Raw genomic sequence first — 13,902 nt, 5'->3', positions numbered from 1 at the left:
GCCCGCGGATCGTGGCGCTCACCGCCAATGCCACGCCGGTCGCGGCCGGCTTCCGGTGTGACTATACGATCCTGCCGGGGCGAGGCGCCGTGCGCTTCGAGGTCGGACTGTCTTACGATGACGGCAACCGCTTCGACACCCGGCCCGATGCGCCTGTCACCGGCTCGATCGAACTCAACCCGGTCGATCCGACCATGGTCGTCCTGCGGGCTCGGGCCTTCGGCGCGGGCGGACTGCCCGGTCCGTACTTCCTGACCGAACTGGCACTCCCGCGCGCCGCGCTCAACACAGACCTTCCGCCCATCGATTACGCCGATTTCAGCGCAGACGTGAAGGCGCGCGTCGATCATATCCTGGAGGTGGAGGCCTACGCGCGAACAGTCTCCGCCAAAGCCCAGGCCGATTTCGCCACATCTCTCGCACGCGCCAATGCTGTTGGGGTCCAGGCAGCCGCGGACTTTGCAATCTCTCTGACGGCAGCCCAGAACGCGTCATCGTCGGCCCAGGCTGCGGGCGCCGTGGCACAGGATGGCCTTGCCAAGGCGATCCAGAGCCTTTCGAACGATCAGGCGAACCAAGCCGCAATCGTTTCCGAGGCGAGCACGCGTCTCACGGCGGACCAAGCCTCGACCACCCGCATCGACGGGGCCATTTCGCGCATCGGTGCCAGCGAAGCGGCAATCGTCTCGGAGTCCAGCACTCGCGCCACTGCTGATACGGCTCAGGCAACGCAGATCAGCGGCGTCAGCGCCCGGGTGGACACCAACACCGCCGCCATCGCCACTGAGATTACAGCCCGCGCGACGGCTGACAGTGCCATTGTCACATCGGTCACAAACCTTACGGCCCGCGTTGGGACGAATGAAGCCAGCATTACGTCTGAGGCGTCGGCACGCGTTTCAGGGGACGGGGTGCAAGCCCAACGAACAGACACCCTGGTTGCGCAGACTAATAGTGATCGATCGTATTTCCTCTCTGAACAAACTGTTCGGATCAACGCAGACGGCGCTCTAAGCACGCGCATTGACGCCGTGATAGCGACGTCTGGAACAAACACCGCTGCCATCCTTTCGGAGAGCACCGCCAGGGCGAATGCAGACGGCGCCATCGGCACACGGATCGACGGGGTTTCTGCAGCCGCGAGCGCCAATTCGGCTGCCATCATCACCGAGCAGACAGCTCGCGCGAATGGTGACAGCGCGCAGGCCGATTACACGACATCCGTCAAAGTTAGGGTGGCCGCCGCCGAGGCTTCGATTGTCAGTGAGAGCAGTGCGCGTGTTGGATCTGATGGTGCTCTAAGTACCCGGATCGATGCAGTCGTCGCGACGGCCAACGGCAATACAGCGGCGATCCTGTCCGAGCAGACTGCGCGGGCCAACGCGGATAGCGCATCGACCACGCGCATTGATGGAATCAGTGCGGCAGCGGCCAACAATTACGCGGCGATCATCTACGAGCAGAGTGCCAGGGCCGACCAAGACACGGCGATCACCAACTACGTCAATTCGGTCAACTCACGCGTGGGGACGGCCGAGGCTTCGATCACCAGCGAGGCGACGACACGGGCTACCGCCGACAGCGCCCAGGTCACGTCGATCAATAATCTCAGCGCTCGCATCGGAACAACGGAGGCCAATTACACAACGGAGGTAAATGCTCGCGTTTCTCAAGATAACGCGATTATTTCCTATGTGGACGCGGTCAACGTCCGAAACGCCAATATCGAGGTAGCGGTCAATAGCGAAGGTACGGCACGGTTCAACGGCGATAACTTCCTGGCGCAGCAGACCACAGACCTTTACGGCCGCAATGATCAGGTATCGGCCTCTGGCCGCTTCCAGATGGCCCTCTCCTACCAGGATGGCAATATTTCCGCCCGGATACAGGCGTTACTGGCCGTCACCCGCGGCGGGCAGACCTATGGCGCCGGCTACTATCTCGACCTGATGAATGACGGCTCCAGCCGTTTCGTCGTCGATGCGAGCGCCTTTTACATCACCAGCAACGGGTCGAGCGTCCCCTTACTATCGTTCGACGGGTACACCCTGCGGGTTCCAAATCTGGTCCTGACCGCGCCGAATGTGCCGGCTGGCGTCGCCAATCAGCCGGCCCGGCTCGACATTGCCAATTACACGCTGATCGGCGGGCAGGGGACGAACAACAACGCCCTCGACGCCAATATGATTGCGAACATCCCGGTCGAAAACGGACTGTTCCCGACTATCGTTTCACTGAGGGGCAACCTGACGGTGAATCCGAACTCCTTCATCACCGGCCTTCAGTTGCTGATCGACGGCGCGTTCGCGGTCAACATCCTCATTGCTGGATCGGCCACTGGTGTACAGGCGCAAGGCGCAGCGGTAACTGCCGACTTCAGCGCTACCCTGTGTCTGTTCTTGGCGCCCGGCAATCACCAGGGGAGGTTTCGCTACAGCTACACCGGAGGAAATGCCAGTTCCAGCATCGTCATCAACTGGATTTCGCTCGCCGGAGTTACGCCTAGAGCCTGAATATTGATCACAACTGGAGGGCCATCATGATCACGGTCAAAATCACGTCCGAACGCAAGCTCGATACCCCTGACGACATCGCCGCCTACCTCACCGAGTCGCAGGACGACACGAGCCGAGGCGCTTACCACCATGGGGAGGTCGTCGCCATCGCAAACCGGTCAGGCTTGCCCCCCGAGATTGGTGTCGGCGACGTTGCCCTGGTGCTGTTCAGCGAACCCTCACCGTCGCCCTACACCTCGGTTCGGCTGCTGCACTCCAGCGGCTCGATCATGACAATGCAGGTGCAGACGGCCAACCTCGCCAAGCGAAATGGGGAGGGAGCATGAGCGAGGATCGACAGGCTCCACTGGCGCCACCCGTCACTCTCGGAAACATGAACGCGCGGATCGAAGAACTGGAACGGCAGCGCAACCAGGCTCAGAGCCGGTGCGCTGTCCTCGCAGGTGAGAAGGCTGAAATCGTCGACCTCCTTCGGCAGTCGCAGGTTGAGATCGCTCGGCTCAATGATGTCATCAACCAAGTCGGGTCGATCCCGTCTGGCGAGCCCGCCAGCCCCGCGCTGAACTAAGCGCCTAGCAGCCTTCGGGCTGCCGTCCTTCACCGCGCCACGCATTCCGGAACGCACGACAAGCGGCCAACGGCGGCTCATCGCGGCCCTTCGGTCGTTTTATCCTCGGGGCATCATCATGGCCGACCTGCCGCTGTTCCAGTTCACCACGCAGGAGGACTGGTACTATGAGATCCCGTTCCTGAACGCAGATGCCGCTGGGGCGCCGCTCCAACTGGTAGATGCGAATGGGGCGCCTCGAGTGTTCGAGGCGCTTGTAACCCCAGCGCAATCCGGGCCAACCATTGTTCAGCCAGTCGCCACGCTCACAATGGGCGCCGGCAATGGAATCACCTTCAAGGATGCGGCCTATACCACGCTGGTATTCCGGCTATCCAAGGCGACGGCACTAACTTTTTCGCGTGGAGAGTACACCGCCGACATTCTGGAGGTGGTCTCTGGAGAGCGGCACCTCTTTATGCCGGTCCGCATCCGGTACAACGAGCCCTCGTCGATCCTCTCGTTCCTGTCTCGGATGATCGGGGTAACGTTCTCGGCCTCACGACAGCCGATCATCACGCCTGTCGCCATTGCGGGACGGCAGGGCATTCGGGGACCAGGGATCTTCTCCGGTTCTCGCGCTCCTGTCGCAGCCGACGGGACCGATGGTGACTTCTGGGTCAACACCAGCGTCGCTCCTCGGCTGTTCTACGGCCCGAAGGCGTCCGGGGCCTGGCCTGCTGGTGCGCCTTTCGTGGGCGGCACCGTCGATGTCCCTGGCCTCACCCAGGCGCTCGCCAGCAAGGCGACACCGGCCGACATCACCGCGGCCATCCAAGCCTACGACACAGCCCTAAAGAACGGCGCAGGCCCGGCCTACGATACCTTCAAAGAGCTGCAGGACCTTTTCGCCGCTGATGAAAGCACCGCCGCTGCTCTGGCAACGCTCGTCGGCACGAAGGCCGCCAAGGGCGCTAACGCCGACATCACGTCGCTTGGCGGTACCACGGCCGCCCCAGGCGTGGATATCGCCTTCGGATCGACCACCGTACCCTCTGCCGCCACAGTCGATCTCGGTGCCCTCACGACGGTCAAGGCGGCGATCTCCGGCACGACGGCGATCACGAGCTTCGGCACCAAGCCTCACGCCTTCCGCATGCTCCGGTTCGCAGGCGTCCTGACCCTCACGCACAACGCGACGTCCCTGATCCTCCCCGGTGCGGCCAACATTCAGACGGCTGTCGGTGACACCGCGATCCTGACCTCGGATGCGTCGGGGAATTGGACGTGTCGGCATTATCAGCGGGCGGCCAGCGATGTGGTGCTGCGCCTGGTGGGGACAACGCCGGGCAGCCTGATGGATGGGGGCGACATCCGCGTCGTGACTGCCGCCTCCAAAACCGACGCCATCGTTTCCGCTCTGATCTTCGGGTGAAGCTGTCATGAAAATCGTCGTCACCAGCTACATCTTCGCCCCGGCTCAGCGGCAAATCGACTTCTCAAGCTTCTCCGGCTTCGATGTCCGGCGGCTGCTTGCTGTCATCCATGCCCCAACCGGAAAGCTTCTCTATGCCGCCAGCACGCCATCACTCGGCTACACGGCGCTTGCCGCGAGCGTTCTGACGCTGACCTACGACACCACGGCCATGAGCGCGGGCGACGCGCTGACGGTGTTCTACGACGACCAAACCGCAGCGCAGCCGATCAAGGTGGGGGACACCGTCGATATTTCTGTAATTCTGACGATGCAAACTGTGGCTTACAGTGCCGGACAGGTATTAACCAATACAATTGACGTAGAAAATGCGTTGAGAACCATTAACGGCACTGGAAGGATTGTTGGAGTTACGGTGCTGGATCAAGCAGATCAAGATTTTGCGCTTGATGTCTATGTGTTTTCAGACAACTTCGTTCTAGGAACGCGCGGAGGCTTTCCTTCAATCTCTGATGCTAATGCCTTGGCACTTCGGCGTCGCATTCAGATATTACAGTCGGACTTCGTCGATCTTGGTGGATGTAAGTTTGCTGATGTGCCCTACGACCGGGCTTTCAAGTCAATCCGTGCAATCGCCGGAACGTCTCTGATCAAGGTGTCGGCGATCTGTACCGCTGGCGCTCCAACCTTCAACGCTTCCGCTGTGACGCTGACCCTTACCATCGAGCGCGATTAAGATGGGCATTCCCTTCGGCGCTCGAAGGTCGCTGCGCCCCGGCATCTTCGGCAAAGCGCTCGATATCAGCCCCTTCTTGAAGTGGGCGGGGGCCACGACCGGACCCTACACACTCGCGCCAGGGGTGGCGCATTATACAGTCACGACGCCATCCGGTGCGGCTGTCACGCAAGCAGATTTGTCCAGTCATCGTTACCACCACCACGTAGCTCCCGGATTGCTGGGCGCTCGTAAATTTGCGGCGTATTCGTCCGGCGCCCTGGCAGAAGATGCGTCAGGGCAAATGGTGGTGGTGAAAAGCACGACGGACCTTGCTGCGGGGTTTGGCAGTGCACAGGTGGCGGTTCCTCCGCAGAGCACCTTCGACCTCACGAATACGACCCAGCCGGACGGTAGCCGCTTCTCCTATCCGAGGGCGTTCGTCACCTATGCGGCCAACCTCTACATCGTGTCGGCAATTGACGGCCGTAGCGGCGCGAGCTTCCCGACGGGCTTGGCTCTCGTAGCGAACCTTTGCAATGCGGATGGGTCGCTTGGGCCGCTGTTCCGCGTGTCACAGGATGCCTTCACGCCCCTCAGTGGCTTCGCCGATATCCCCTACGACGCGGTGCTCGGCCCGCCGCTGTTTGCGCTGGCTAATCTCTACGGGACCTGGGGCGGCTCGGTTAAGTTCAACACCAAAGACTCGTCTTGGCTCGGCTGGCTGTTCTACGGAGGCATGAATCTTACGGAACTTGCCACTTACGACAATGGCACGTTCATGGAGCGCCTATGGCGCAGCACGGAGACGGATGGTTCCAAGCTCTGGGTCTGGTCTCAGCGATCCTACGACGGCGGCAAATCGTGGTTCGCTCCGCAGAAGTCGAGCATCCCGTCCTGCGGAGCCCCGGTCGGCGTCGCCAAGCTGCCAAGCGGCAAGATAGCTCTCGTGGGCAACCCACAGGACGGCGTTACGAACCGAGATCCGCTTTACCTGTCGATCCACGACGGCACGACGGGGGCGCAGACCGCGCTCTATGCCATTAGGCAGGGGATCACACAGACGCCGACATATGCTGGCGCCGGCAAGATCGGCGGCGCGGCCTATGCCGCGCGACCGGTGACGGATGGGACAAACTTGTACGTCGCCTACTCGCTCCAAAAAGAGAGTGTCGGCATGACGGCAATTCCGCTGGCGGGGCTGTAGACAAGCCTCCCAGCCCGAGCCTGACACGCCCCCTCTGAAAACCCGGACACACCATGGCCCGCATCCTGACGGCCGTCGCGATTCTCTGCGCGCGAATATCTGCCCGAGCCCAACACGCCAAAACGAAAGAAGGCGGCCGAAGCCGCCTTAGGTGGTCGTACAGAGCATCTCCGGTGGAGAAGCCGAGAGAGTGCGCATAGCACCGTAAAGAAGGCGTTGCCTAAATTAGCATCATCGGTGCGGACACGCGAACGTGAAAAGGCCCGGCGCATGGCCGGGCCCTTTGATCGCGCGAGCGCTGGGTCGATCAGCGGCGACGAGCAGCCAGGAAGGCGGCGGCGCTGGGCATCGTGGGAGCAACCAGGGTCGGCCTGGTGGGCACGCTCACGGTCGGCAGCTTGGGCAGGGCCGGCAGGCTGATGGCAGAAGCCGACACGACGGTGGCAACGAGAACGGCCGGGACGAAAAGGATCGAGAGACGCATGGGAGAACTCCGCTGGTGAGATGCCTGTCGAGAGCGGCGGGATCTGTGTGCGTCCCGCTCGCTTTCTGAGGATCAATATGCGGCCGATTTCTTCCCCGGAACCTAACCAGATCAGTAAACGAAATGCTTCGCGTCGTATTTGTCGGGTCTCATGACGTGGAACGATTTGCTTACCTAACAAATCCCGTTCGGACTTGCTGAATCGTTGGTGACTGCCCGGTCGCGGTGCCCGTTGGCCTGACCCTCGCCCCCTACCCAACCTCTGGAGATGACCCATGGCCGCTGCCCTCAACCGGGCGACGTTCTTCGCTGCCCTGCGCGCAAAGCCCTTCGGAGGCAGCCTGTCGCAAGGGCAGGTAACGGGCATGGGCATCCTGCTCGATGCCTGCCCGCCGCTGCTCGGAACCGACGCGCTGGCCTACTGCCTCGCGACAGCGTTCCATGAGACCGCCCGCACCATGCTCCCCGTGAAGGAGTACGGCGGCGATGCCTACTATCGCCGAATGTACGATCCGCAGGGCGACCGGCCAGCGGTCGCGAAGGCGCTGGGCAACACTGTGCCGGGCGACGGCGTGAAGTTCTGCGGGCGCGGCTACGTCCAACTCACCGGTCGGTCGAACTATCGGCGGGCCACGGGCGAGCTTCAAACCCTCGGCTACCTCGATCGCACCATGGATCTCACGGCCACGCCCGACATGGCGATGGTGCCCGACATCGCGGCGGCCATCATGTTCATCGGCATGTCCGAGGGCTGGTTCACCGGGCGGAAGCTGTCGCAGTATTTCGGCTCCGGCGCGCCGATCCCGGTCGGTGCACGGGCCATCATCAATGGCACGGACAAGGCAGGCGTGATCGCCGGCTACTTCTCGAGCTTCCGGGCAGCGCTGGTCGCCGCGCGGCATATCCCGGGCGGGATCGTGGAGGCGATCCCCGTCCCGCCCGTGACGGTCACCCAGCTCCCCGCGCCGACACCGGCCCCTGCCGCCCCGGCCGCCCCATCTCGTCCGCGCGAGCCCCTGCCGCCGGCCTCAGCCGCCCCGACAGGCTTCTGGGGCACGCTGGCCGACCGCCTCCGCACCGCATTCCCCATCAAGAAGGTCTGAACCCATGGCTGGTGGTCTCATCGGCACTATCCTCGGCGGCGCGCTGACGGGCGGCATTGGGCCGGCCATCGGTGCCGTCCTGCCCTCGGTGGCGGACACTGCGAAGATCCTCGTGGACCGGCTGGTGCCGGACCCGGCGGCGAAAGCGGCGGCCCAGGCAGAGCTTGAGCAGGCGCTCGCCGCGCGGGACGTCGCCGCGATCAACGCCACGATGGAGGTCGCCAAGGCGCAGACGACGGTCAACCTCGCCGAGGCGACCGGGAACGACCGCTTCTCGGCACGCTGGCGGCCTTCGGTCGGCTGGATTTGCGCCGGCGGCTTCGGCTACCAGTTCGTCCTCGCGCCCATCCTGACGTGGACGACTAACATCGTCGGCGTGGCAATCGGCGCCGCGATCCCGCCTGCGCCCACGCTCTCCATCAACGATCTCATGGTGGTGCTCACCGGCATCCTTGGGCTTGGCGTCCAGCGCACCTTTGAGCGCACTCAGGGCGTGCCTGGAGCGCTTCCGGGCGCGGCGAAGTAGGCGCTGGCGTGGACCCCACGGCTCTTGCCTCTCTCCTCAAGGATTATGGCCCGTGGGGACTCCTCGCGCTCGCGTTGCTCACGATCCGCTTCCTGTTCAACGGGTGGCGCGACTGCATGACGGCCCGCATCGAGGAGCGCGGGGCGTCGGCAACAGCGCTGGAACGGCAGGCTGCCAGCAACACGGCAGTGGCTGGCAGCCTGGAGGATGTCCGCGAGGGCCAGATCGAGATCGCGAAGCTCACGGCCGAAGCGTTGAAGCGGGCCGAAGGCAGCGACGTCCTCACGGTCTCTCACATCGGCGACATCAAAAACCGGCTCGATGCCCTGCACAACCGTGGAGGCTCGTGATGATCCTCGACGGACTTCGGGATTGGGTGCGCCGCAAGGTTTGCCCCGGCTGCGATCACGAGTCTGATCGGTTGGAGCGGGCGACGAAGCTTCACGCGATCTCGGTCGATGCGGTCAAGGCGGCCCGGAAGAAACAGGCCCGCCGGCTCAGCGACGTTCGGATTACGGTCGAAGCCACGCTGCGGCAAATGGAGGAGCGGGAGAGTGCCCGAGCGGAAGAAGTGGCTCCCCGTGAGCATCTATAACGACGAGCGGCCCGAGCACATCCGCGGCGCGATCTATCTCGCTGTCATCGGCCTGTTCGCGGTTTATCAGGTCGTCAACGCCTTCGTCGCCAACGCCGACATGATCCTGGCGGTGCGGATCATCGCCTGCGCCATCTACGCTGCGGTGCTCTACGTCTACGCGCCCGACGCATGGACCGCTGCCTCTAACCGAGACCCGGAGCGAGGTGACTTTCTGATCGTGGGCATCTGGCTGAGCTTTGCCGGCCACCTCGGGCAGGGGCTCTACGCCATCGCCTATCGTCTCGCCGAGGCGCCCGCATGGCTTCTCAACGCCGAGGTGATCGCCCCAATCACCATCGTGTCGGCGATCGCCGGCGTGCTTCATGTAAGCGCCCCAGGAGCGTTCAAGGGGACCGTTCCACGGCGCAATCGCTACGCCCTGGCGTTGGCGTTGGCGCTCGGTGTGCTGGCCTTGGGCGTCCTCCTGACGACCCGACCTGACATCAAGCCGATCATCGACCGGGCGCGCCCCTACATCGGCGACTTCTTCCGCACCGGGGATGTGGAGACGCACGGCCCCCCGCCTGCGTGACGCGCCCCGATCTTAACCCAAGCCCGGCCGCCGTCATGGCGCGCCGGGCTTTTTCGTTTGATCGCTCATCGCTCTCCCCCTCTCCGCATCATCCGCTCCATCGGGCTCTCAACCAGAGCGGTCCCCTTTGGCACGTAGCCATACCGGCAGAGGTATCCCCGCCTTGCCTTGAGCCAGGCTTTGTAGGGCGCGTAGGCCCGCATTCCGAACGGGTAAGCAGCATCGACCGCAGCCTGGCGCTCGGCCAGGGTGGCGGTCTCTGGTAGGGCGCTGTGAGCCTCTTGGATCGCGCGGCGCGCGGCGTGGGACCAGTCGGTCATGGTTGGCGGACCTCCTCTTCCGTGAGTGGCATCGTCGGCGAGAGGTGCAAATTATGAGCGGCGAGTTGGAGCCCGCGTGCGCGACCGCGCCAGAACGCGGCTTTGATCTCGTCGCCCAGAACGACGTATTTCGAGGACGTTATGCTTGAGGCTTCTGCCATGCCGTCGAAGTTCGCGGCCTCAGCGTCCAGATCAACCAGCCGCTTTCGCAGCACCCCCAACGCCTCCTGAAACACCTCATGCGGCGATTGAGGCCGGGCATGGTCGCCTATCCCGAGGAGGGTGAGGAGTTCGGCGAGATCGGAGTGGAGGGCTTCGGCGTCGGTGCTCATCGGCCGCGCTCCCCACCCCAGTATTCCAGCGGCTTCTCCATGCGGCGGTCGATCGCCTTCTTGAGCGCATCGGTGACCTGGGCATCACCATAGTTTGCGCGCCAGAGATCGACAGCGCTGGCGACGAGGACATGCGCCGCAACGTCGGCTTGCAGGCCCTCATCGAACGGCTTTTCGAGCAGTTCCATCACGCCGCGCGCGAGGTCGGTGACATGCCGGCCCGAGGCGTTCATCATGCCGTTCGGCGGAAGGTGGCGTTGCTTGCTCTCGCTCATGGGTCGATCTCCCCGATGGGTGGTGGGTTTCCGATCGTCAGCGCGACCGGCGGATGCGTGACGCCGAGCACGACGAGGTAGATCGGCGCTCCGGCAGCAAGGCGCTCAAGCTCGTCCGGCATCGGAAGCCATGCCGACACCATCTGATTGATGCCGGGGCTGTGCGGCTCGTCGCGGATCGGCAGGCCGCCGCAATGGCCGTCCGTGGCCGGATCCCAGCCCGCCGGCGCGCCGAGGTTTCGGGTGGCGCCTTGGACGCGTCCGATCTCCATCACTCCCTCCCCGACAGGGATATGCCGGGGTCGGCGGGGGTGGGGATCAGCCCCTGGAACCTGTCGAGCGTCCCCAGATACGCAAGGTGCCGCCGACACGCCTCGGCTGTCGTCACGCGCTCCGTTCGGTTGCCAGCGCGATGCGCGTCTCGGACAAATTCCGCGACCCAATCCTCGCCTGCATCCTCCGAGCAAATCGCGTACACGCCCCGGTCGCTGATCGCGATGATGTCGTAGGTATCGGTCATCAAACCCACTCTCCATTGCCGAGCGGCAGGCCGATAAAAGCAGCCCGCTTCCGTGCCTCATGCTTTTGCTCGACGGTTGGCTCACCGGCCTGCGCCTTGTTGATCCAGTCGCGGAAGTCGGCGCAGCACCCTTCGCCGGTCTCGACATACCGGGCGCACTTCGCGACCCAGTTGTAGGCTGACCCGCCGCAGCCGCGGCACTCGAAGCCGTGCGGGATGTGCGCGGCAATCTCCGATAGCGTTGGTTTCGCGCTCACGTCCGGCCTCCCGCAGTACGGGTAGGGGCGGGGGAAGCGACGTCGTCAAGGGCGCCTTTCTCGCGGAGGAAGAGCAGCACCGCAATTTCGTGATTCATGTCGGCTGCGGCTTGATCGGGATCAATGCCTTCGGCGAGCATCTCAGCGCGGACCTCCTCGTCGGAAAGCGCCAAAATGCGATCAATCTCGACCTGGTCTTCGTCATAGGTGCAGAGGGGGCGGTTGCTCATAGCATCGCATCCAGTTCGGCTTTGATGGCTCGAATTTCGGCGTTCGCCTCGTCTAGCCCTGGCGGCATTCGAACGAGGGCCCAGGCCGCATCGACCCGAAGCCATGAACGGGTGCTGCTGAAGGCGATGTACTCTCGACCGTTGAGCTCGCGCCGCTCGCCTGGGCGAGGGTGTGTCCACTCAAAGCTCCGCAACTGGGCTCCGAAGCCGCCCATGTACGTGTAGAGCCGACCGTTGCGGCCATCGCGCTCCTGTCGGAGCGTGTCGACGAGCCAGTAGAGACGGTTGTCGAAGTACGGCGACTTCATGCCGTGCCCGTTACCGAAAATGAGGTGGTCGAGGGTTAGTCCCATCGCCTCACGCGCCTCCGATCAGAGTGCGGGGAGGGGAGGCCGAGCCACAACGAGAAACCCGAACGCTCGGCGCGCTGGTAGGGTCAATGGTGGGGTAGAGGCTGGATCGGCGTAAATATCCCTTATTCGCCAATGGCGTTGGGTTCCCGCTCCCTCCGCCAGATAATCTCTTAAGCCATTGATTTTTATCAGATTATTGGTTGGTTGCAAAGCTGGCCCTAGCCTCTTCCCCTGTTAGGGGCAGAGTCCGCGAATGATTATGCTCGCGGCGATTTTTTAACGATCGCCAGGGTGTAACGTTCGCGGTGACAAACAGCGAAGTCTTCGAAAATTTGAGCGCTCAGCTGATCGCCCGCTTGGCTGACAGCTGGCCGAAATGCCTATCGATCATCCCTGCGGATTTCGGCCTCCCTGAGGAGGACGATGGGAAAGGTGCTGCTGACCTGTGGGATCAGTGGAGCGAGGTCGTCCTTTGGATGGGACGAGAGGGACTCATTCGATTCGAGGGGCCATCGAACGGAACCTGCGGTGAGCCTTGGTTCTACGATGTGGAACTTATGACGAAAGGTCGCGAGATGAATTTCAGCCACTTCCCGCAGTCACAAATAGATATCGTCGCACCAGATGGATCCGTCAGATGCAGCACTAAAGCTATATTGGACTCCAAGCTCGCGACCATTCCTGACCCAAATGTTGTAATTTTTACGGGCGATGAGATCCGCCGTAAAATCCCGAACGGCACAGAGGAAACGTTTGAGGTCCTCGATCCCACTTATCATGACAAGTTCGGGGGTATACCCGCTCACTTTCAGGTTAAAATTCGCCGTAAAGGTACATTTGCTCCAGGCACAGGCGGAAATTACACCATCCACGTGAACGGCTCGAATTCACGCGTCAACGTCAACTCGACCGACAATTCAAATAATAGGGTTGGCGACGATACTGTTTTCCGAGACTTACAGGTCGCAGTTCAAAATTCTGGATTAGATGCCTCCGATATCGCGAAGTTGCAAAGCTCGATCCGCGACATGCAATCAGCTGTAGGAACGCCCACCTTTAAATCTGAGTATCAGGATTTCATCCAAGGGGCTGCGACATACATGACAATCATCAGTCCCTTCATCCCGGCACTCAGTGCTCTACTTTAGGGTAATTAAATGGAACTTAGCGATTTTATCCAGAGTACGCTTTCGCAAATACTCAAGGGGGTAAGCGCCGCGCAAACAGGCGATCTTGGCGGAAACGTTGCGGCTGAAACCTACGGTACTCCAGCTGGGTCTAATCTGCATAATGCCGGCAGAGCAGGCATGTTTACGGTCGTTGATTTTGACGTAGCCGTTAGCGCATCGGAGAAAGACGGATCTGGAACTATTAAAGTGGGATCAGCTGAGGCAGCACAAGGAAAAGAAAAAGCCTCTGAAAATACAAGCAGAATTAAATTCGCCGTTCATCTCAAGTTGCCGCAGGGATCGAGCGCGCCAGCAATGCATTCATCAACTAGACCGCTTTACCGACCTGATATCGGTTGAAACAAAATAAGGCGCGCCCCAAAGAGCGCGCCCAAAGATCGTCAGGTCTCGATGCCGTTTTACAAGGATTCGAACCGCTCCACCACCCTGGCGGTGATGAGCCCGAGCCCGATCGTGATGCAGGACTCACCGGTTAGCACCCACTCAGCCGGCCGGATGCCCCAGTCGTCCGTATCGGGCACCAGGGTGAGCGAGACAGGCCCCACGTCGCTCAGGTCGCCGTCACGGGCCACGCGGTGCCGGACGTAGCCCAGAAGCGCCAGGGAGACGTTGGCGCTCTTGCCGGTCACCTTCATGCCCATGCGGCCCATCTCGGCGATGCAGCTGCTTAGCCCGTCTTATTCATGAGGGCAGTGGATCTGAGGCGGCGAGCGTAGCGTAAAG

Annotated in this window: 22 protein-coding genes and 1 pseudogene; 13 read left to right on the top strand and 10 right to left on the bottom strand. The window is 62.3% G+C overall.

All coding sequences use genetic code 11. From position 1 onward, the window contains the following. From G3T14_RS21795 to G3T14_RS21770, 6 genes and pseudogenes are all read left to right on the top strand, one after another. Nucleotides 1–2,513 (top strand): annotated as a pseudogene (locus G3T14_RS21795) (hypothetical protein); the annotation flags it as partial. A gap of 26 nt (nt 2,514–2,539) precedes the next feature. Continuing rightward, on the top strand, nt 2,540–2,842 hold the full coding sequence (locus G3T14_RS21790) for a hypothetical protein (protein ID WP_163644619.1): 303 nt from the start codon (nt 2,540–2,542) through the stop codon (nt 2,840–2,842). Continuing rightward, nucleotides 2,839–3,084 carry a hypothetical protein gene (locus G3T14_RS21785; protein WP_163644618.1) on the top strand — a complete coding sequence of 82 codons (246 nt, stop codon included), beginning with the start codon at nt 2,839–2,841 and terminating at the stop codon, nt 3,082–3,084. Before G3T14_RS21790 ends, G3T14_RS21785 begins: the two co-directional genes overlap by 4 nt. Before the next feature lie 118 nt (nt 3,085–3,202). Continuing rightward, nucleotides 3,203–4,498 (top strand): hypothetical protein, encoded by a 1,296-nt coding sequence (locus tag G3T14_RS21780; protein ID WP_163644617.1) that lies wholly within the window; start codon nt 3,203–3,205, stop codon nt 4,496–4,498. Between the two features lie 7 nt (nt 4,499–4,505). Continuing rightward, on the top strand, nt 4,506–5,234 hold the full coding sequence (locus G3T14_RS21775; protein WP_163644616.1) for a hypothetical protein: 729 nt from the start codon (nt 4,506–4,508) through the stop codon (nt 5,232–5,234). A gap of 1 nt (nt 5,235) precedes the next feature. Continuing rightward, entirely contained in the window at nt 5,236–6,420 is a 1,185-nt protein-coding gene (locus tag G3T14_RS21770; RefSeq protein WP_163644615.1) for a hypothetical protein, read from the top strand. A gap of 307 nt (nt 6,421–6,727) precedes the next feature. On the opposite strand, the gene G3T14_RS21765 is transcribed toward G3T14_RS21770, so the two are convergent. Then, nucleotides 6,728–6,904, bottom strand: a complete 177-nt coding sequence (locus tag G3T14_RS21765) for a hypothetical protein (protein ID WP_163644614.1) — start codon at nt 6,902–6,904, stop codon at nt 6,728–6,730. A gap of 275 nt (nt 6,905–7,179) precedes the next feature. Between G3T14_RS21765 and G3T14_RS21760 the strand changes: the two genes are divergently transcribed. Genes G3T14_RS21760 through G3T14_RS21740 form a run of 5 tightly spaced genes read left to right on the top strand, consistent with a single transcriptional unit; the run spans nt 7,180 to nt 9,702 of the window. Then, a complete protein-coding gene (locus G3T14_RS21760; RefSeq protein WP_163644613.1) occupies nt 7,180–8,007 on the top strand; it encodes a hypothetical protein in 828 nt (275 codons plus the stop codon). Nucleotides 8,008–8,011: 4 nt separating this feature from the next. Beyond that, the gene (locus G3T14_RS21755) at nt 8,012–8,533 is read left to right on the top strand and encodes a 3TM-type holin (RefSeq protein WP_163644612.1); all 522 of its coding nucleotides are present in this window, start codon (nt 8,012–8,014) and stop codon (nt 8,531–8,533) included. Nucleotides 8,534–8,541: 8 nt separating this feature from the next. Then, a complete protein-coding gene (locus G3T14_RS21750; RefSeq protein WP_163644611.1) occupies nt 8,542–8,883 on the top strand; it encodes a hypothetical protein in 342 nt (113 codons plus the stop codon). After that, nucleotides 8,883–9,128 (top strand): hypothetical protein, encoded by a 246-nt coding sequence (locus tag G3T14_RS21745; protein ID WP_163644610.1) that lies wholly within the window; start codon nt 8,883–8,885, stop codon nt 9,126–9,128. The genes G3T14_RS21750 and G3T14_RS21745 overlap by 1 nt, the downstream gene beginning before the upstream one ends. Next, nucleotides 9,115–9,702 carry a hypothetical protein gene (locus tag G3T14_RS21740; protein WP_163644609.1) on the top strand — a complete coding sequence of 196 codons (588 nt, stop codon included), beginning with the start codon at nt 9,115–9,117 and terminating at the stop codon, nt 9,700–9,702. Before G3T14_RS21745 ends, G3T14_RS21740 begins: the two co-directional genes overlap by 14 nt. Nucleotides 9,703–9,767: 65 nt before the next feature. On the opposite strand, the gene G3T14_RS21735 is transcribed toward G3T14_RS21740, so the two are convergent. Genes G3T14_RS21735 through G3T14_RS21700 form a run of 8 tightly spaced genes read right to left on the bottom strand, consistent with a single transcriptional unit; the run spans nt 9,768 to nt 11,989 of the window. Continuing rightward, on the bottom strand, nt 9,768–10,022 hold the full coding sequence (locus G3T14_RS21735) for a hypothetical protein (protein ID WP_163644608.1): 255 nt from the start codon (nt 10,020–10,022) through the stop codon (nt 9,768–9,770). Next, nucleotides 10,019–10,354, bottom strand: a complete 336-nt coding sequence (locus G3T14_RS21730; protein ID WP_163644607.1) for a hypothetical protein — start codon at nt 10,352–10,354, stop codon at nt 10,019–10,021. The genes G3T14_RS21735 and G3T14_RS21730 overlap by 4 nt, the downstream gene beginning before the upstream one ends. Further along, nucleotides 10,351–10,629 (bottom strand): hypothetical protein, encoded by a 279-nt coding sequence (locus G3T14_RS21725; protein WP_163644606.1) that lies wholly within the window; start codon nt 10,627–10,629, stop codon nt 10,351–10,353. Before G3T14_RS21725 ends, G3T14_RS21730 begins: the two co-directional genes overlap by 4 nt. Then, entirely contained in the window at nt 10,626–10,901 is a 276-nt protein-coding gene (locus G3T14_RS21720) for a hypothetical protein (protein ID WP_163644605.1), read from the bottom strand. The genes G3T14_RS21725 and G3T14_RS21720 overlap by 4 nt, the downstream gene beginning before the upstream one ends. Further along, nucleotides 10,901–11,149, bottom strand: coding sequence for a hypothetical protein (locus G3T14_RS21715; RefSeq protein ID WP_163644604.1), 249 nt, complete (start codon nt 11,147–11,149; stop codon nt 10,901–10,903). Before G3T14_RS21715 ends, G3T14_RS21720 begins: the two co-directional genes overlap by 1 nt. After that, a complete protein-coding gene (locus G3T14_RS21710) occupies nt 11,149–11,406 on the bottom strand; it encodes a hypothetical protein (RefSeq protein ID WP_163644603.1) in 258 nt (85 codons plus the stop codon). Before G3T14_RS21710 ends, G3T14_RS21715 begins: the two co-directional genes overlap by 1 nt. Next, entirely contained in the window at nt 11,403–11,636 is a 234-nt protein-coding gene (locus G3T14_RS21705; RefSeq protein ID WP_163644602.1) for a hypothetical protein, read from the bottom strand. Before G3T14_RS21705 ends, G3T14_RS21710 begins: the two co-directional genes overlap by 4 nt. Continuing rightward, nucleotides 11,633–11,989 (bottom strand): hypothetical protein, encoded by a 357-nt coding sequence (locus G3T14_RS21700; RefSeq protein WP_163644601.1) that lies wholly within the window; start codon nt 11,987–11,989, stop codon nt 11,633–11,635. Before G3T14_RS21700 ends, G3T14_RS21705 begins: the two co-directional genes overlap by 4 nt. A 305-nt stretch (nt 11,990–12,294) precedes the next feature. Between G3T14_RS21700 and G3T14_RS21695 the strand changes: the two genes are divergently transcribed. Together G3T14_RS21695 and G3T14_RS21690 are read left to right on the top strand one after the other, a co-directional pair. Next, the gene (locus G3T14_RS21695) at nt 12,295–13,137 is read left to right on the top strand and encodes a hypothetical protein (protein ID WP_163644600.1); all 843 of its coding nucleotides are present in this window, start codon (nt 12,295–12,297) and stop codon (nt 13,135–13,137) included. Between the two features lie 9 nt (nt 13,138–13,146). Beyond that, nucleotides 13,147–13,518 (top strand): hypothetical protein, encoded by a 372-nt coding sequence (locus G3T14_RS21690; protein WP_163644599.1) that lies wholly within the window; start codon nt 13,147–13,149, stop codon nt 13,516–13,518. 59 nt (nt 13,519–13,577) lie between these two features. Here G3T14_RS21690 and G3T14_RS21685 read toward each other — a convergent pair whose 3' ends face one another. Beyond that, nucleotides 13,578–13,820, bottom strand: coding sequence for a hypothetical protein (locus G3T14_RS21685; RefSeq protein ID WP_163644598.1), 243 nt, complete (start codon nt 13,818–13,820; stop codon nt 13,578–13,580). Nucleotides 13,821–13,902 lie beyond the last annotated feature (82 nt).

This window comes from Methylobacterium sp. BTF04 (genome assembly GCF_010692745.1).
GTDB lineage: Bacteria > Pseudomonadota > Alphaproteobacteria > Rhizobiales > Beijerinckiaceae > Methylobacterium.
The sequence above is the reverse complement of the archived record's forward strand: the minus strand, read 5'-3'. Positions and strand labels throughout refer to the sequence as shown.